Here is a 16687-nt window from a genome sequence, read left to right as displayed (position 1 = left end):
TTCCATGAAAAAGGGGCCGGAAAGGTTTCCCCTTCCGGCCCCGATTTCTTTTCGTTTAGTGCAATCAGTAGTCGATTCGAACCGACAGACCGATCACACGCGGATCGTTCACGAACGCCGTATTGTTGTTGAAGTCGATACCGCCCTTCACATTGTCCGCATTGGTGATGTTGCGGGCAAACGCTGCAATCTCGAAGCTTCCGTCGCGCTTGGCGTAACCGACACGCAGACCGCCTTCGATCTGGTTGTCGACGACATATTCAGCGCTGTCATAAAGGAAGAAGCTCGTCTCGCCCTGGTAGGTCCAGTCGGTGTAGGCGAAGAGTTCGCCAACCGCACCCATCGGGATGGCGTAACGCGCAGTCATGTCGGCAATCCATTCCGGAGCGTTGGGGAACGGATTGCCGTCCACCAGCGCACGGTCGGTGCCACTCAGGTTCACGATCGGATCGAGCACGGTGCACTGCGCACAAATGCCGACCGCGAGGTTCTCGTCACGGATTTCGGTGTTGTTATAGCTGGCACCGGCAGTGATCAGGAAGTTCGGCGTGATCTGGAAGGCGCTGTCCAGTTCGAAGCCATAACCCCGGCCATCCGCTGCGTTGACCAGCTGCACGAGGTTACCCGCACCACCAACCGCCGAGAACTGCGGATCTTCGATGTTGTAGAAGTATGCTGCACCGTTCAGGCGAATGCGGCGATCCGCAAATTCCGACTTGAAACCGACTTCATAGCTCATGATCTTTTCGCTGGTCGCGATTGAAGGCGGTGCGAAGAACGCCACGTCACGGCCCTGGATCGTCGGAGCGCGGAAACCGCTCGCCACGCGGGCATAAACGCTGGCGTCAGCGGTTACGTCGACAAATGCCGCCACGTCCCAGCTGATACGCTCGTCAGAAACCGAACGTGCCTGAGGATCGAGCGCATCACGGACGAAGAACTCTTTCTCGTCTTCCGTGTAGCGGAGGCCGCCGGTCAGCTTGATGATGTCCGTCACCTGTGCCGAAACCTGGCCGAACAGCGCCCAGCTTTCATTGGTGTGGTTCACGGTTACCGATGGCGGGAAGTCGAAGCCGACCGTGGTCACATCGAAATCGCTGTCGAAGTAGAACCCACCGACCTGCCAATCGAGGAAGTTGCCGCCGTTGCTGGCGATGCGCACTTCCTGGGTGAACTGGTCGAGCGTGATCGAATCCTGCGTGTCCGACGGGAACGGAATGAAGCCCGGGCCCATGATCGGCAGGAAGCTGGCGCCGAAGCCGCCATCGATATCGCCGCGGCTCGAACCTTCGCTTTCAGCAAAGCTGGTGATCGAGGTGAAAGTAGCGAAATCGGCTTCGTAGTCGACCTTGCCGGTGTAGATTTCAGCCTTGTACTGGGCCTGGTTTCCAGCGCCGGCATCGTAGAACACGGTGTCACGGTCGTAGTTTTCGTTGAGGTCGTTGTTGCCCGGGCCAAGGATATTGGCGCGGAACAGCGTCGAAGTACCGTCGAGATCGCGGATCGAGTAGGAGCCGAGGATCGACAGGCGATCCGTCGGCGTGATCAGCAATTGCGCGCGGCCTGCGATGTCGGTGTATGCACCATAGGCGTCTTCTTCACCGGTAAAGCCGTTGTCGACCCAGTTGTCGCGCTGCTGCCACATGCCCGAAAGGCGCACGGATGCGAGGCCGGGAGCCAGCGGGATGGTCACACCGCCATCGATCGCGACCGAGCCGAAGCTGCCAACGCTGGCCGAACCGGTGACGGCAAATTCGTCGCCCGGCTTAACGGTGTCGATCTTCACGATACCGGCCGGCGTATTGCGGCCGAACAAGGTACCCTGAGGTCCGCGAAGAACCTCGACGCGTTCCACGTCGAAGATCGGGAAGCTCTTGAGCGTGACGTTTTCGAGGACGACGTCATCCATCACGACCGAAACCGGCTGCGAGGCAGCAAGGTCGAAATCGGTGTTGCCCAAACCGCGGATATAGAAACGCGGAGCGGCGCGGCCGTTCGAGCTTTCCACGAAGAGGCCGGGGACATGAGCGGACAATGCCGTGATGTCGGCGCCGGCATCAAAAATGCTGCGGGTGGCGTCTGCCGACAACGTGGCGGCAGAAACCGGCACGTCCTGCAGGTTTTCTTCGCGGCGGTTGGCGGTAACCACGATCATGTCGAGCTGGCCGTTACCGGCTTCTTCGGCACCGGTCATTTCGGTGTCAGAGCTATCGACATCTTCGGGTACTTCCTGAGCCATTGCCGGCTGCGCGAAAGCGAGTGCCAGCGTGCTGGCGGAAAGGAGGCGGAGAGTAAGGGAGCGGTCAACCATGAGATAATCCTTTTGGCCCTGCGTCGATTTCAAGCGCGGGTTGGTTGGATGGGAGAGGGGAATTGACCCGCGCCCTCTAGCCGATCTGTCACGAATCTCGACTCTGAAAACCCCGGAACTGCGCGGTTCTGACACAATGTTGCATTGCGGTAACATAGAGTTTCGCGGGGAATCCGGCGCAAGTCATTGTCCCCGCTGTGGATTCGCGCACCGCTTGCCCTTCGCGCTCTCTCGCGGCATAGGCGCGCAGGAATCCAAATCTCCATGCGAGCAAAGGCCAGCCCATGAAAGTCCGCGTTCTTGTCAGCCTCAAGCCCGGCGTGCTCGACCCGCAAGGTCGCGCAGTCCACCATGCCCTGGAAGGACTCGGCTTTACCGGCGTGAAAGATGCGCGGGTCGGCCGCACGATCGACCTCGACGTCGCCGATGGCACCAGCGATGAAGCGCTGACCGACATGTGCGAAAAATTGCTCGCGAACACGGTGATCGAAAACTACCGTATCGAGAAGCTCGACTGATGGCTTTCCGCGCGGCCGTCGTCACTTTTCCCGGCTCCAATTGCGACCGCGACATGGCGGTGGCGATCGAGCAGGTTTCCGGGGTTGCGCCCGAACGGGTTTGGCACGGCGATGCATCATTGCCCGACAGTCTCGACTTCATCGCCCTGCCCGGCGGTTTTTCCTATGGAGATTACCTGCGGTCCGGCGCGATGGCCGCCAATAGTCCGATCATGCGTGAAGTGGTCCGTGCCGCGGAACGCGGCGTACCGGTTCTAGGTGTGTGCAACGGCTTCCAGGTTTTGACCGAAGCGCGGCTGTTGCCCGGGGCGCTGATGCGCAATGCCCAGCAGAACTTCATCTGCCGCACCGTGAACCTCAGGGTCGAAAATGCGCAGTCGCTGTTCACCAGCGGATACGAGGCGGGCCAGGAAATCGCGATCCCGGTCGCGCACCATGATGGCAATTACTTTGCCGATGCCGAAACACTCGACCAGCTCGAAGGCGATGGCCGAGTTGCCTTCCGCTACACCGAAAACTGCAATGGGTCACAGCGCGACATCGCAGGCGTGCTCAATGCAGCCGGGAACGTGCTGGGTATGATGCCGCACCCTGAACGCGCAGTCGAACCTGCACACGGCGGGACCGACGGGCGCGCACTTTTCGAAGCCGCTATTCGCAGCCTCGCACAAGCCTGATCAGGCCGTCTGGCGTTGGTCGCGCGCGAATATCTTGCGCGCATCAGAAGCCGGCATCGGCCTGCCAAAGTGGTAGCCCTGGATCTTGGTGCAGCCGAGGCGGCGGATGAGCTCAGCCTCTTCCTCGTTTTCGACGCCCTCTGCGGTCGTGGTCATATCAAGGCTGTCGGCCATGGCGACCACGGCGCGGATGATTGCGAGACTTTCCGGACTGTTTTGTCCGGCACCCTGAACAAAAGTACGGTCGACCTTGATGGTGGTGAAATCCAGCTTGCGCAGATACCCGAGCGAAGAATAGCCGGTTCCGAAGTCATCCAGTGCAACCGAGCAGCCCAGCGCAATGCACTGTTCCAGCGCTTTGCGCACTATACCTGCATCACGCAGGAAAATGCTTTCGGTCACCTCGATCTCAAGGCGGTGGGCTGCCAAACCGCTATGCGATAGCGCGCGAACCACCGTACCTGCGAAATCGGGCTCAAGCAGCTGCTCGGGCGACACATTGACATTGACCTTAACGTGTTCGGGCCAATGCGTTGCGGCTTCGCGGCACGCTTCGTTCATGATCCACGTACCGATCGGAACGATCAACCGCGTATCTTCGGCAATCGGGATGAACTTGCCCGGGCTGACGAAACCATGTTCCTTGCTGTTCCAGCGCACTAGCGCTTCAAAGCTGACGACAGCTTCTGAATTTGCATCGACAACCGGCTGGTAGTGCAGCGTGAGTTCGTCATTCTCGAGCGCATTGCGGAGCGAGAATTCCAGCTGGCGGCTCTCTTCTGCTATCGCGTGGAGCGATGGTTCATACTCGAAATGAACCCCGCCGCCCTCGCCCTTCGCGCGATAGAGGGCCAGATCGGCATTGCGGAGGATTTCCTCCACCTTGCTGCCATCGCGCGGGCCAATCGCGGAGCCGACACTGGCACCGACATACAGCACGTGGTTTTCGACATGATACGGGGCGGACAGAGCAGCGATCACGGTCTTCGCCAGTGTGTCCACTCTGCGGCGGTCCGATGCATCGGGCAGCACAATCGCGAACTCGTCGCCGCCCAACCTTCCGCATACCTCGCCCTCGTCAAGCAGCGGCTTCAGACGAAGGGCGACCTCACCGAGCATCTTGTCGCCAACGAGATGGCCGAGAGAGTCGTTCACCGATTTGAAGCGGTCGAGATCGATCATCAGGAAGGCGCAGCGCGAGCGCCACTTCGCCGCATACTCAAGCGCATTGCCGAGCGCTTCATTAAGCATCAGCCGGTTCGGCAACTGCGTGAGAGTGTCGTAGCGTGCAAGATGAGCGATTTTTTCGCTGCTTTCGTGCCGTACGGTCACGTCGGACCCGACCCCGCGAAATCCCTTCCACGCTCCATTTTCATCCAGAATCGGGGTGCCCGACAACTCCCAATAGCGCACCTCGCCATTGATGCTGGCTCTGACTGTGAGGTTTGAGAAACTCTCACGCTGTTTCAGCTTCTCGGCCAGTTCATGCATGCTTGCCGGAAATTTGCCAGTCTTCCAGCCGTCGCCTGAGATGAGCTGAAGAAAGGATGCGCCCTCGATTTCGGAGGTTTCCCGGCCCATCGCGTAGGCCAGACGGGGGCTCACGCCGCGCAACTTGCGATTGGTATCAATCTGCCACAGCCAGTCCGCCCCGCCTTCCTCGAATTCACGCAGCAGCATCGAAACGACTTCACTCTTTTCCTGCATCGCCAGCTCGGAAATCCGCGCGCCCACGCGCATCCTTGCCATCTCGAAAGTGCCAAGAGAGCCGAAGACGATGGTCAAGGCGATCAGCGAAGCGAGCATCGTCGAGCCGTTCAGCAAGGACACGAGCAGTGGACCGACTGACGCAGCGAGAAGAAATGCAATAGTACTTAGTGGAACCGAATACCGGCTGCTGGTCGTGCAGACCACGAGCAGGCAGAACACGATCCATATGCTCGCGATGTGCTCCTTCGCGCCGAGCGCTGCCAAGGCCACCACCCCAAGCGACCAGACGGCCCCCTTGGTGGCAGAAGTCATTGCGTGGGCGCGCACATCGTCCGCCCCGAACCGCGAGATCTCCGCTTGGCGCAACCTGATATCCAGCGTGAAGGCATGGGCCACCGAAAGCGCAAGCGCGCAGCCCCATGCTACGAGGATCAACGGAGTGACAGAAGAAAAGCTGAGCACTGCGACCAGCATGAAAGCTACGGTATGGAGCACTGCCCGCACACCCGCTCGCTTCGATACCAGCGAATACTGGTGACCATGGACGCGCGACCAGTCGACGCCTTCGACGCTCGCCAGGCCCAATACCTGGCGCGCGGTCAGCGTTTCCGCATCCACATTGAGATTGTTTGTCGTTTGGCTCACCCAGACACGATTAACCGGCAAAGGTTATTCACGCGTAAACTGCGAGCATCATTTCAAAAATAAAATGTAACGGGCTCTTCCGGTAGAGAACCTTGAATTATCGGCGGAATTTTTCCGGCCAATCATCAGCCGCGATGGTGAACCGCAGTCCTTAAATCAGCGATAACCACAAGCCCCGATCATTCGACAGTAACGGACTTCGCCAAGTTGCGCGGCTGATCGACATCAGTGCCTTTCACGCACGCCACATGGTAAGCGAGCAGCTGGACCGGAACGGCGTAAACCAGCGGTGCGATCAGCGGATGGACCTTGGGCATTTCGATAGTGGCCATGCAGCCTTCACCTGCCTCCTCAAGTCCCTTGGCATCCGAAATGAGCACAATCTGGCCGCCGCGCGCGCGCACCTCTTCCATGTTTGAAACGGTCTTCTCGAACAGTGGTCCGGACGGCGCCAGGACAATGACAGGCACGTCATCGTCGATCAGTGCGATCGGGCCATGCTTCATCTCGCCGCTGGCATAGCCTTCTGCATGGATATAGCTGATTTCCTTGAGCTTCAGCGCTCCTTCCAGTGCCATCGGGTAATCGGGTCCGCGGCCCAGATAGAGAACATCGCGCGCCGGTGCGATCAGGTGCGCCATCGAAGCAATATCGTCGTCATGATCCAGGGCTGCGTTGAGACAGGCAGGCGCTTCGAGCAGGTGCCCGACGACCTCTTGCTCTTCTTCGCGGCTCATCAAGCCCTTGGTGACCGCCATATGGGCCGCCAGCGCTGCCAGAACCGCTAGTTGGCAGGTGAACGCCTTGGTCGACGCGACGCCAATTTCGGGTCCGGCGTGGGTCGGCAGCAGCAAATCTGCTTCGCGGGCCATCGAGCTGGTTGGCACATTTACCACGGCAGCAATGGTCTGGCCCTGCTCCTTGCAGTGCCGAAGCGCGGCCAGCGTGTCGGCCGTCTCCCCGCTTTGCGAGATGAACAGCGAAAGGCCGCCATCCTCCAGCACCGGATCACGGTAACGAAATTCGCTCGCCACATCGATATCGACCGGGACCCGGGCAAACTGTTCGAACCAGTATTTGGCGACCATCCCGGCATAGTACGAGGTACCGCAGGCAACGATGGTAACTCGGCGAATGCTGGAAATGTCGAAATCGAACTGAGGCAAGGCAACCGAATTGTCCGACTGACGCAGGTATGATCCCAGGGTCTGCGCTACGACAGTGGGCTGTTCGAAAATCTCTTTCTGCATGAAATGGCGATAATTGCCCTTTTCTACAGCAGCCGCAGAAGCTCCGGACGGACGTACTTCACGCTCGACGATTTCGCCTTCCTCGTCGTGGATTTCAGCGCCTTCACGGGTAACGACAACCCAATCGCCCTCTTCCAGATAAGTGATCTGCTGGGTCAGCGGAGCAAGCGCCAGCGCATCGGAGCCGATATAGGTTTCTCCGTCGCCGTAGCCGACGACCAGCGGCGAACCGCGCCGCGCACCAATCAGCATATCGGGATAATCGCGAAACGCGATTGCCAGCGCAAACGCACCGCGCAGGCGGGGAAGCACATTGGCGACAGCTTCACGCGGAGTTTCTCCGTCTTCGACCCTGCGCGAGATCAGGTGGGCAACCACTTCGCTGTCGGTGTCGCTTTCCAGCTTGCGGCCGTCGGCTGTCAGTTCGGCCTTGAGTTCCTTGAAATTCTCGATGATCCCATTGTGCACCAAGGCGACCTGATCGGTGGCATGAGGATGCGCATTCTTGGCCGTCGGTGCGCCGTGCGTTGCCCATCGCGTGTGTGCGATCCCGACATCGCCGGGCGCATCATTGCCTTCCAGCACGGCTACCAGATTGGCGAGCTTGCCTTCTGCCCGCCGGCGCACGAGCGCGCCATCGTTGATCGTGCAAATCCCGGCACTGTCATAACCGCGATATTCCATGCGCTTGAGACCATCGACCAGCCGGTCTGCCACTGGCTGATTGCCGACGATCCCGATAATTCCGCACATAGATTTCGCTCCGGTGTTAAAACGCGATGAGGCTCACTTAGCGGTTATTGCCCAAGGTTCAATTAGGCGTTTGAACGGGAGCGCGCGGGGTGCTCCACCAAAGCAGCAAGCCCGCACCAATTATGATCGACGCTCCGACCAAAGTGAGCAGGTCGGGCACATCGTCGAACCACCACCAGCCCATGAATGTCGCGATCAGCATCTGGACATAGGTTGTCGGGGCAATGGTGGCGGCCCCTGCGCGCTGCGTTCCCATGTAGGCGAGCCAGTGAGCCGTGCTGGCCGTGATAGCGACCACAATGCAGCGGGCAACAATGGTCCAGTCAGGCATGTCCACCTGCAAAGCCTCTAAACCTGAAAAATGTCCGGTGAGCGCCGCGATCAGCAGGACCGGCATCGCCCCGACCTGGATGAACACCTGCATCGACAGGGCAGTTCCCTGCCCCGCGCTCGCCCGATTGGCGATGACCATCAATGCGAAGAACAGCGCAGAGCCAAGTGGCAGCAAGGCGACCAATCCCAGCTCGGCCAGATTGGGCCGCAGGACCAGCGCCACACCGATCAGGGCCGCAAAAGATGCCGCCCAGACGGCCGGACGCACTTTCTCGCCAAGCAAAGGCCCAGACAGCAGAGCAACGATCACGGGCGACACAAACGCCAGCGCCATTGCGGTGGCCAGTGGCATGACGAATATGGCAGAAAAGAACATCAGGGAGGCCGCAGCCAGGCAAATACCGCGCGCAAGCTGCAGCTTCGGGTTTGTTGGGCTAAATGCCGGTGCCCCCTCGCTCATCGCCAACAGTGCCGAAAGGCCAACCGCCCCGATAGCAAACCGCAGTGTCGCGACGGCCAATGGCGACCATTCCCCGGCCATCGTCTTGATGACCGCATCGCCAACACTCAGCAGCGCGAACCCACACAGGGCGAACAATATGCCGCTACGTTCGCTCTGCTGCATGCTGGAAATATCCGATAATTGGTGAAAGCACGCGCGCTAGACCGCTCGCCTCCACTTGGCCAGCACCGCGCGTTCTTTACCGTCTGTTTACCAAACTTCTTCAAGGGTGAACCAAGTCAGAGACAAGGTGTTTGGGGGTTCTTAATGTCGCATGCGGTCCAGAATACGGTATTCGCCGTTTCATCAGAAGATGAATGCCCCGATGTGACCGTGGTTATGCCGTGCCTCAACGAGGTAGATTCCCTGCCTCATTGCATCGGCAATGCGCTCGATGCCCTCGCCCGGATCAGAAGTGATCTTGGCCTTTCGGGCGAGATCGTCATTGCAGACAATGGATCGACCGACGGAAGCCAGGCGCTGGCAACCGAGCTTGGCGCGCGCGTCGTACCGGTTGCCGACAAGGGTTATGGCGCTGCCCTGATCGGCGGCTGCCGCGGAGCGTGGGGCCGCTACATCGTGATGGGCGATTGCGACGGAAGCTACAATTTTACCGAGGGCGTGGCGATGATTGCCGAGCTCGAGAAAGGCCACGACGTCTGCATGGGCAACCGCTTTCGCGGCGGCATCGCGTCAGGCGCCATGCCGTGGAAGAACCGCTATATCGGCAACCCTGCCTTGAGCGGCATCCTCAACCTGTTTTTCCGCACCGGGATGGGCGATGCTCATTGCGGACTGCGCGCCATTACCAAGGACGCGTTCGACCGCCTGAAGTTGACCGGCACAGGCATGGAATTTGCGAGCGAAATGGTCATCAAGGCCTCGCTTCTCAAACTCGACATGGTTGAAGTTCCAGCCACGCTCAGCCCCGACCTGCGCGACCGCGAACCCCATTTGCGCCCGTGGCGAGATGGCTGGCGGCACCTGCGCTACCTGTTCATGCTGAGCCCGACCTGGGTGTTCGGAATTCCGGGGCTGGCAGCCCTTGGAACCGGCCTGTTTATCCTGGTCGCCGCAGCTCTTCATGCATTGGGCGTCTTGCCGTGGATCCCCTTTGGCGAGAGCTTTATCGCCATCGGCGCCATGTTGACGCTCGTGGGGCACATTGCCACGATCATGGCCGCTGCATCGCACCTTTACGGCGTTCGGCAAGGTTTTCGCAAACCGCGGCCCTGGCTGGAAGGCAATCGTTTCGCGACGCTCGAAGCTTGCGCGATTGCAGGCATCTGCATGATCCTTGGCTCGATCTGCAGCCTGATCGCCGTTGGCTTCTATTGGGAAGCGTCTAGTTTTTCAGCCCTGCCCTCGATCCTGCCAGTGACGCTGGCTGCCTTGTTGGGCGCGATGGGGCTGCAGACCCTGCTGGCAGGGTTCCTGTTTGCCATCCTCGGCGGCAACGAGGCACAATTCTACCCTTCGCTTAGCAAAGAGTGATCTGCAGGTAGGCCATGACCGCCAAGCTCGACTTTATTTACATCGGTACGCCCAAGGCTGGTTCGACCTGGCTATTCGAAGCCTTGAGGCACCATCCGGACGTTCAGCTCTTTCCGGGAAAAGCATCCAAGTTCTTCGAAACTGAGACGCCGCGCCCGATTGCCGAATACGATCAGCAGCTGAACCGCTTCGAAGGATCGGGCAAAATCGGCGAGATATCGCACGATGCCTATCTCTATCCGCACAATGCAGCCCTGCTGCGCGAACATAATCCCGACTTGAAGATTCTCGTCTGCCTGCGCGAGCCGGGTGATTTTGCGCGCTCCCTGATCCTTTGGCTGCACGCCCATACACGCGATTACGGTGATTGTGCGCAAGACATGCTGAAACACCCCAAGATACGGTCCTGGATGAATTATGCGGCGGGATTGCAGCCATTCTTCGCCGAGTTTCCTGCAGACCAGATCAAAGTGCTGTTTTTCGAGGACTTCAAGGCAAACCCGGCAAAGTTCTACCGCGACGTGTGCGACCATGTCGGCATCAGCCATGAATGGCAGCCCGCCAGCCTGCAAGAGGTCGTGAACCCTGCGCGCGCACCCCGTTTCGACCTGCTTACACAGATCGTGTTCAAGATCGGTGTAGTCACGCGGCTCCTTGGTTTCGGCGGCATCGTCGAAGCGGCGAAACGCTGGAAACTTCTCGAGAAACTGCTCTACGCTCCGAGCAAGGCTGTCGAGATCGGCCAGCATGAGGCAGCACGGATTGAACGTGCTCTCGCCCGCAATTCTTACGATCAGTTGGAGCGGACCATCGGTGTCGACGTACCCGCAGCCTGGCGCGAGAATTGACGCCATGAGATCGCCTCCTCGACATTTCCTGATCGCTACGCTGCTTGGTTTCGCAGCTGCGTTGATTGTCGCCCTTTTCATTGTCACCGGCATTACCCTTGCCGATGTTTTCGCGATCATTGGCAGGACGCCGATCGAGGTACTCATCGGGGTGATTTTGCTCACGCTCTGCAATCAGTTGATCAGCGTTTTTCGCTGGCGTCTACTGAGCGGATGGTTCGACCCTGCAACTGCGCCGCCCGGGTGGCTGGCCGCGACAAGATCGACGTTGAGGGGCTCGTTCGTTGGGCAATTCGTCCCGCTCCAACTGGCCATGCCATTGGCGCGGTGGGCCAGTCACCGGGAAGCGGCAAGCGTGAATGCCACGCTTTACGAGCAATTGTTCGACTTCATTCTGCTCGGAACTGCCGCGCTGGCCGCCATGGCGCTGCTCTATTTCAAAGTGGACATGTCCCTGGCTATTATAGGTTTCGCGGCAGCGGTGGCAGTCACCGTTTTGACCATCCCCGCGATGCTTCAGGTCACAGCGCGCCTGGGCGCGATTTTCGTTTCCAATCAAAAAACCTCGGACATCCGCGCCAACCAGGCAGTGGCCATTCTCACACGCGCCTCTCACCTTCCCATGACCGAGCTGTTCATCCTGGCTGCGCTCTCGGCGCTCCGGCTGATCGTGCTGAGCGTAAGGACCGTCATCGTAATCGCGATCGGAGCGAGTACTGCCAGCCTTGCGATGGTCGCCATTGGATATCCGATCGTTGGCCTCGCTCTTGGCGTGCCCTTCTTGCCAGCGGGCCTGGGTGTGGCCGACTGGTCGATTGCCGGCCTGGTAATGATCGCCGGAGGCTCAGTAACTGCCGGTGCAGCAGCCGCAGTGGCGATACGCGTACTCAACATTGCCGCCCTAGGCCTGCTACTGGCGTGCGCTGAACTTTTGCCAATGCAGAAGATCGCGATCACCGGCGACTCCGCGCCGACCGGATAGGCCGTTCAGCTTTTTCCTTTGCCAACCAGCAAGAGGTTGCTGGGCCAACCGAGAAGGCTGACGCTCTTTACAGCAACGTCAAATTGCCGCGTGACATTCGCGTGCCTTGCCGCTGCCATTAGCGACGATCTGGACATGAGGTTGAGGTTGGATTCCTGTGCAAAAAACTCCCTGCCGGTCGCCCTCATAACCGCTCTGAATGTGCGCGGCGGCAGCCAATGGACGAGCGGCACCACCGTATGAAATTCCACCGGAAACCACCGATTGGGTGTGGTCACGAAGAACCCCTTGCGCGCAACTCTTGCACATTCGGACACCATTCGGGCCTGCGAAGATGCATCGCCGACATGCTCGATTACCGCTGAACTGTGCACGTAGTCGAATGACTTGTCGTCAAATGGCAGATCGAGGGCGTTCGCATTTACAAATTTCAGTCCGGGAAACTCGGTCTCGAGAAAGCTCGCATCGTCCAGCCCGGCTGCCGTGATGCAGGCCTTGTGGGGATACCATTTTTCGAAATAGTTCGAGCTTGGATAACTCTGTTCGGAGGTCACCCCGATATCGAGGATCGTGTCTGCCTCGCCCGGCGCCAATTCATCAAGAAAGCGCTCGAACATATTGCGCCGCTGGTAGCCGGCGAGCTTGACCGCAAGGCTGTCTGCTGAGGCGACATTGTACTGCTCGTTGGGTCTGATAGCCATCAGAACGCGCCTCTCGTCTTTTGTGCAGGGGAACACCCGCTACCCCCTGGATTGGAGGCATCGCGAGTGGCAATCGTTGGCAGCCCCGCCGCTGCTGCTTCCTCGGGGCCGAATACAGCTACTGAATAGCGTGAGCATAGCTCGGCGATTTGGCTTTCGGTCAAAAGCTCTTTCGTCATCCGCACCGGTCCTTCGCGGCCTTGCGGAATGTTTCGCACCAGATCGACCGAAAACAGGTGGTCGGGCGCATCCACGATCACGATGTCGCTATCGAGCGCCTCGATCTTCTGGTCGGCCACCGCCCAAGGCTCCACAAACGCGTGGGCCTGCACAAATCGGAGCGGGACGAGGGCCAGCGACACAGCGCAGCACAAAACGAACACTGCACGCGCCGGGGCCTTTTCTGACAGACCAAGCCTATACCATGCAAGGCAGGCGAGGAGCGTCATGTTGCCGAGGACGTGGTGGAGATAGCGGTAACCCCAGCCATGCCCCTGATAAGGGATGACAATCGCCATGAATGCGAGCGTGGCCAGACTGCTCAGGACTGCAGCGCGCCAGAACCCCGCCAGTTTCCAAGCGACGGGAATAGCCGCAACGAACAGGGGTAGCAGCAGGGGGTTCTGCCACATCTGGAACCGGACGAGATTCATGCCCATCATGCCAACGGCGGAAATGTCATTGCGCGTCAAAAGCATGAAGATCTTGTCGGCGAGCGAAGCAGAACCTGCCCCGCGTGCGGCCGGTGGCAGTGTACCGAGGATATCGTAGGACAAACCGTCCCACATGCTCCAGAAAATGACTGCCCCTGCAATAACGAAGCCCTGCCAGATCGCAGTGGAGCGGCGGCCCTGCAGGAACAGCTCGAGGACGAAGAAGCCTGCGAACACCGGGAAAAATGCAAACTGGTGAAGCCCCACCGCCAGGAAAGCCATTATTCCGGCGGCGATCTGCCATCGGAAACCGCGCATGTGCACCAGTACCAGCCAGGCAAGATTGAAGAACAGATGCCCAGACATCGAGTAGGTTGTCATGCCGGTAATGATCCATTGTGCGGACGTCGCCGCGAGAATCAGGCATACGATGGGTGCAGCTTTCGCATCGGGCAGTTGCTGCCTGACGACCAGGACCATCATCACCATGGCTCCGGCTGCGAAGATCGGGCTGGCAAATGGGCCCAGTAACCCTTGGAATAGCGCATTCACTGGCAAATAGGTCGATGCCCAGAAAGCGCTGTCGCCGCTGATGCGGGTGAAGATCGGCTGCATCGCAGCGGCATATTCCTGAAACTGTGCGGGGATTTCGGCCATCGGCTTGCCGGATATCAACGCGTAACCATCCGCCCTCGCCCAATATTCATCCATGGAAAGCGGATAGGTGCCCAGGATGCTGAATGCCCCGGCCAGCGCAGCAATGAAAACGAAACCCACCGGAACCCACGATGGCAGACAGGTAATGCGCTCATAAAAGCGGTTGAGGGTCGTGAGGAGCCCCTTGGGTGGACTGACGAGGCGTGCAAGCAACAGTAGCGCCATCAGCGCAATGATGACGGGGAGATCCTGGCTGCGGAAAAATTCCATCGGCAGGTAGGAGACGTTGCCCGCCAGCACGCTTGTCGTGGCCAGGCCGGAGAATATCAGCAGGATCACGGAAAAGAGCGACCCGATGCGCGAAATATCCGCTGCACGCTCCATAGCTGCGATCCCCCTAAAGTCCTGAAACCCGCAGTTTGCCTAGGTTCACCGGTCCTCCCAAGCAAGTCGTAACGCAACGTTATCAGCGTTTGAAATTAGGAAAAAATCAAGGTTTCCAAATTATTCACCACAACTGCAAAGGCGTGATTTGCCACACATATGGCAGATCCCGCAGTCACTGAGGTAATACAGCCGGGGGTTTGGCATGAGTGCATTCGGACGGAAGAACGGCATCGCCGGAGGGGGAGCGGGAGCTCGTCCCAAATTCGGCGTTGCACGTCCCATGAAGGGTGGCGGCGGTGCTGCCGGTTCCGATGCCGACAGGGACGAGGGCGGCGAGCAGTTTCCGCCCCTTCCCGACGAAGGTGCCCCGGCCCCGGGTTCTGGCGGCAATCCAGCCAATGACGAGGCGATGGCGCGCCTTTCGGAGCGCATGAATGCAACACATTCATCGGATAGCGAAGTCGGCGGGTTCGAAGCCAGCGTCCACAAGATCAAGGAACAGGTCCTCCCCCGCCTGCTCGAACGCGTCGATCCGGAAGCCGCAGCTACCCTGAGCAAGGATGAGCTGTCGGAGGAATTCCGTCCGATCATCATGGAAGTGCTGGCCGAACTGAAGGTCACGCTGAATCGCCGCGAACAGTTCGCACTCGAAAAGGTCCTGGTCGACGAATTGCTCGGCTTTGGTCCGCTCGAGGAACTGCTCAATGATCCGGACGTGACCGACATCATGGTCAATGGTCCGGACCAGACCTACATCGAAAAAGGCGGCAAGCTGATCATTGCCCCGATCCGGTTCCGCGACGAACAGCACCTTTTCCAGATCGCCCAGCGTATCGTGAACCAGGTTGGCCGCCGCGTCGACCAGACCACGCCGCTTGCCGATGCCCGCTTGAAAGACGGCAGCCGTGTGAACGTGATCGTTCCGCCGCTTTCACTGCGCGGTACCGCGATCTCAATTCGTAAGTTCTCCGAGAAGCCCATCACTCTCGATATGCTCCAGGGTTTCGGCTCGATGAGCGAGAAGATGTGCACCGCCCTCAAGATTGCGGGCGCCTGCCGGATGAACGTCGTTATTTCTGGCGGTACGGGTTCCGGTAAAACGACCATGCTCAACGCCCTGTCGAAAATGATCGATCCGGGCGAGCGCGTTCTCACCATCGAGGATGCGGCCGAACTTCGTCTGCAACAGCCGCACTGGCTGCCACTGGAAACGCGTCCGCCGAACCTTGAAGGCCAGGGCGCCATCACCATCGGCGATCTCGTGAAGAACGCCCTGCGTATGCGTCCCGACCGCATCATCTTGGGCGAAATTCGTGGCGCGGAATGTTTCGACCTTCTCGCTGCCATGAACACGGGCCACGATGGTTCGATGTGTACGCTTCACGCAAACAGCCCGCGCGAATGCCTTGGCCGTATGGAAAACATGATCCTGATGGGTGACATCAAGATTCCCAAGGAGGCTATCAGCCGCCAGATTGCGGAATCGGTCGATCTGATCGTTCAGGTGAAACGTTTGCGCGACGGTTCTCGCCGAACGACAAACATCACCGAAGTGATCGGGATGGAAGGCGACGTCATCGTTACCCAGGAACTCTTCAAGTTCGAGTATCTGGACGAGAGCGAAGACGGCAAGATTCTTGGCGAATTCCGTTCCAGCGGCCTGCGTCCCTACACGCTTGAAAAGGCCCGCCAGTTCGGGTTCGATCAGGCGTACCTGGAAGCTTGCCTCTGAGGTCCCTCGCTATCCCCGCAAAACACCGGGGATGGCGACCACCAGCAAGGCACCGCCGAGCACGGCGAACGTCAGGAAAATGCCGGTCCACGGCATCCAGCCGACATTGTCGATGCGGGTTCTTTTCGCGCGCCTGCGCTCCATGGCCAAGGCAGCGACTGCAACCACTATGCTGGCAGCGCCCCACATAGCCACGATGTCGGCTTCGCTCGCAAAGGTCAGGAAGGCTATCATCGCGCGCATATGGGAAACGGTTTGGCGAACGCCAAGGTTTGGATGGGAACCAGCTCTTACTTTGATAGTTTTGCCGCCTAGAAGCTCAATTTTTCAGAGCCTTTCGGGAAGGATGATAAACATGATCAAGAAACTGATCCTCGCACTGGGCATCACCACGATGTCGCTGACGGCTGCGGCTTGCAACACCGTTCGCGGCGTGAGCGACGACCTTGAATCTGCTGCAAACGCAGTCGACGACGAAACCTGAGCCTTCGTGACGGCTTGAAAACAAAGGGCTCGCCAAAAGGCGGGCCCTTT

The 16687-nt window shown here is 59.2% G+C and carries 14 protein-coding genes; 7 read left to right on the top strand and 7 right to left on the bottom strand.

The annotated features are described in order from the left end of the window. Positions 1–64 precede the first annotated feature (64 nt). The gene (locus K3166_RS03425; protein WP_221423300.1) at positions 65–2311 is read right to left on the bottom strand and encodes a TonB-dependent receptor; all 2247 of its coding nucleotides are present in this window, start codon (positions 2309–2311) and stop codon (positions 65–67) included. Positions 2312–2595: 284 nt separating this feature from the next. Between K3166_RS03425 and purS the strand changes: the two genes are divergently transcribed. Next, positions 2596–2829: a phosphoribosylformylglycinamidine synthase subunit PurS gene (gene purS, locus K3166_RS03420; protein ID WP_221423299.1), complete on the top strand. Its 234-nt coding sequence runs from the start codon at positions 2596–2598 to the stop codon at positions 2827–2829. Then, positions 2829–3506 carry a phosphoribosylformylglycinamidine synthase subunit PurQ gene (gene purQ, locus K3166_RS03415; protein ID WP_221423298.1) on the top strand — a complete coding sequence of 226 codons (678 nt, stop codon included), beginning with the start codon at positions 2829–2831 and terminating at the stop codon, positions 3504–3506. Before purS ends, purQ begins: the two co-directional genes overlap by 1 nt. Here purQ and K3166_RS03410 read toward each other — a convergent pair whose 3' ends face one another. The 3 genes from K3166_RS03410 to K3166_RS03400 form a co-directional block, all read right to left on the bottom strand. Further along, the gene (locus K3166_RS03410; protein ID WP_221423297.1) at positions 3507–5861 is read right to left on the bottom strand and encodes a putative bifunctional diguanylate cyclase/phosphodiesterase; all 2355 of its coding nucleotides are present in this window, start codon (positions 5859–5861) and stop codon (positions 3507–3509) included. A gap of 179 nt (positions 5862–6040) precedes the next feature. Beyond that, positions 6041–7864 (bottom strand): glutamine--fructose-6-phosphate transaminase (isomerizing), encoded by a 1824-nt coding sequence (gene glmS, locus K3166_RS03405; RefSeq protein WP_221423296.1) that lies wholly within the window; start codon positions 7862–7864, stop codon positions 6041–6043. Positions 7865–7922: 58 nt separating this feature from the next. Further along, positions 7923–8822, bottom strand: a complete 900-nt coding sequence (locus K3166_RS03400; protein WP_221423295.1) for a DMT family transporter — start codon at positions 8820–8822, stop codon at positions 7923–7925. Positions 8823–8966: 144 nt separating this feature from the next. Between K3166_RS03400 and K3166_RS03395 the strand changes: the two genes are divergently transcribed. From K3166_RS03395 to K3166_RS03385, 3 genes are read left to right on the top strand one after another with little or no spacing between them, the layout of a single operon-like run. Then, a complete protein-coding gene (locus K3166_RS03395; RefSeq protein ID WP_221423294.1) occupies positions 8967–10193 on the top strand; it encodes a glycosyltransferase family 2 protein in 1227 nt (408 codons plus the stop codon). 14 nt (positions 10194–10207) lie between these two features. Further along, positions 10208–11041, top strand: a complete 834-nt coding sequence (locus K3166_RS03390) for a sulfotransferase family protein (protein WP_221423293.1) — start codon at positions 10208–10210, stop codon at positions 11039–11041. 4 nt (positions 11042–11045) lie between these two features. Continuing rightward, positions 11046–12023 carry a lysylphosphatidylglycerol synthase domain-containing protein gene (locus tag K3166_RS03385; protein ID WP_221423292.1) on the top strand — a complete coding sequence of 326 codons (978 nt, stop codon included), beginning with the start codon at positions 11046–11048 and terminating at the stop codon, positions 12021–12023. A 5-nt stretch (positions 12024–12028) separates the two neighbouring features. Here K3166_RS03385 and K3166_RS03380 read toward each other — a convergent pair whose 3' ends face one another. After that, positions 12029–12724 carry a class I SAM-dependent methyltransferase gene (locus K3166_RS03380; RefSeq protein WP_221423291.1) on the bottom strand — a complete coding sequence of 232 codons (696 nt, stop codon included), beginning with the start codon at positions 12722–12724 and terminating at the stop codon, positions 12029–12031. Further along, on the bottom strand, positions 12724–14418 hold the full coding sequence (locus K3166_RS03375; protein ID WP_221423290.1) for a hypothetical protein: 1695 nt from the start codon (positions 14416–14418) through the stop codon (positions 12724–12726). The genes K3166_RS03380 and K3166_RS03375 overlap by 1 nt, the downstream gene beginning before the upstream one ends. A 205-nt stretch (positions 14419–14623) precedes the next feature. Between K3166_RS03375 and K3166_RS03370 the strand changes: the two genes are divergently transcribed. Then, a complete protein-coding gene (locus K3166_RS03370; RefSeq protein WP_221423289.1) occupies positions 14624–16153 on the top strand; it encodes a TadA family conjugal transfer-associated ATPase in 1530 nt (509 codons plus the stop codon). Between the two features lie 9 nt (positions 16154–16162). Here the strand turns inward: K3166_RS03370 and K3166_RS03365 are convergent, their stop codons facing one another. After that, the gene (locus K3166_RS03365; RefSeq protein ID WP_247714712.1) at positions 16163–16387 is read right to left on the bottom strand and encodes a hypothetical protein; all 225 of its coding nucleotides are present in this window, start codon (positions 16385–16387) and stop codon (positions 16163–16165) included. Positions 16388–16508: 121 nt separating this feature from the next. On the opposite strand from K3166_RS03365, the gene K3166_RS13505 reads away from it, so the two are divergent. Further along, positions 16509–16637: a hypothetical protein gene (locus K3166_RS13505; RefSeq protein WP_282098806.1), complete on the top strand. Its 129-nt coding sequence runs from the start codon at positions 16509–16511 to the stop codon at positions 16635–16637. Positions 16638–16687 lie beyond the last annotated feature (50 nt).

The sequence above is a fragment of the Qipengyuania psychrotolerans genome, from assembly GCF_019711355.1.
Taxonomy (GTDB): domain Bacteria; phylum Pseudomonadota; class Alphaproteobacteria; order Sphingomonadales; family Sphingomonadaceae; genus Qipengyuania; species Qipengyuania psychrotolerans.
Note: the sequence above shows the minus strand (reverse complement) of the source record. Positions and strands in the feature narration are given on the sequence as shown.

What these genes read in the sequence shown, in the direction of transcription:
- glmS (WP_221423296.1), bottom strand. Translation starts at nt 7,864, where the DNA reads ATGTGCGGAATTATCGGGATCGTCGGCAATCAGCCAGTGGCAGACCGG.
- K3166_RS03385 (WP_221423292.1), top strand. Translation starts at nt 11,046, where the DNA reads ATGAGATCGCCTCCTCGACATTTCCTGATCGCTACGCTGCTTGGTTTC.
- K3166_RS03425 (WP_221423300.1), bottom strand. Translation starts at nt 2,311, where the DNA reads ATGGTTGACCGCTCCCTTACTCTCCGCCTCCTTTCCGCCAGCACGCTG.
- K3166_RS03400 (WP_221423295.1), bottom strand. Translation starts at nt 8,822, where the DNA reads ATGCAGCAGAGCGAACGTAGCGGCATATTGTTCGCCCTGTGTGGGTTC.
- K3166_RS13505 (WP_282098806.1), top strand. Translation starts at nt 16,509, where the DNA reads ATGATCAAGAAACTGATCCTCGCACTGGGCATCACCACGATGTCGCTG.
- K3166_RS03375 (WP_221423290.1), bottom strand. Translation starts at nt 14,418, where the DNA reads ATGGAGCGTGCAGCGGATATTTCGCGCATCGGGTCGCTCTTTTCCGTG.
- purQ (WP_221423298.1), top strand. Translation starts at nt 2,829, where the DNA reads ATGGCTTTCCGCGCGGCCGTCGTCACTTTTCCCGGCTCCAATTGCGAC.
- K3166_RS03395 (WP_221423294.1), top strand. Translation starts at nt 8,967, where the DNA reads ATGTCGCATGCGGTCCAGAATACGGTATTCGCCGTTTCATCAGAAGAT.
- purS (WP_221423299.1), top strand. Translation starts at nt 2,596, where the DNA reads ATGAAAGTCCGCGTTCTTGTCAGCCTCAAGCCCGGCGTGCTCGACCCG.
- K3166_RS03370 (WP_221423289.1), top strand. Translation starts at nt 14,624, where the DNA reads ATGAGTGCATTCGGACGGAAGAACGGCATCGCCGGAGGGGGAGCGGGA.
- K3166_RS03390 (WP_221423293.1), top strand. Translation starts at nt 10,208, where the DNA reads ATGACCGCCAAGCTCGACTTTATTTACATCGGTACGCCCAAGGCTGGT.
- K3166_RS03365 (WP_247714712.1), bottom strand. Translation starts at nt 16,387, where the DNA reads ATGATAGCCTTCCTGACCTTTGCGAGCGAAGCCGACATCGTGGCTATG.
- K3166_RS03380 (WP_221423291.1), bottom strand. Translation starts at nt 12,724, where the DNA reads ATGGCTATCAGACCCAACGAGCAGTACAATGTCGCCTCAGCAGACAGC.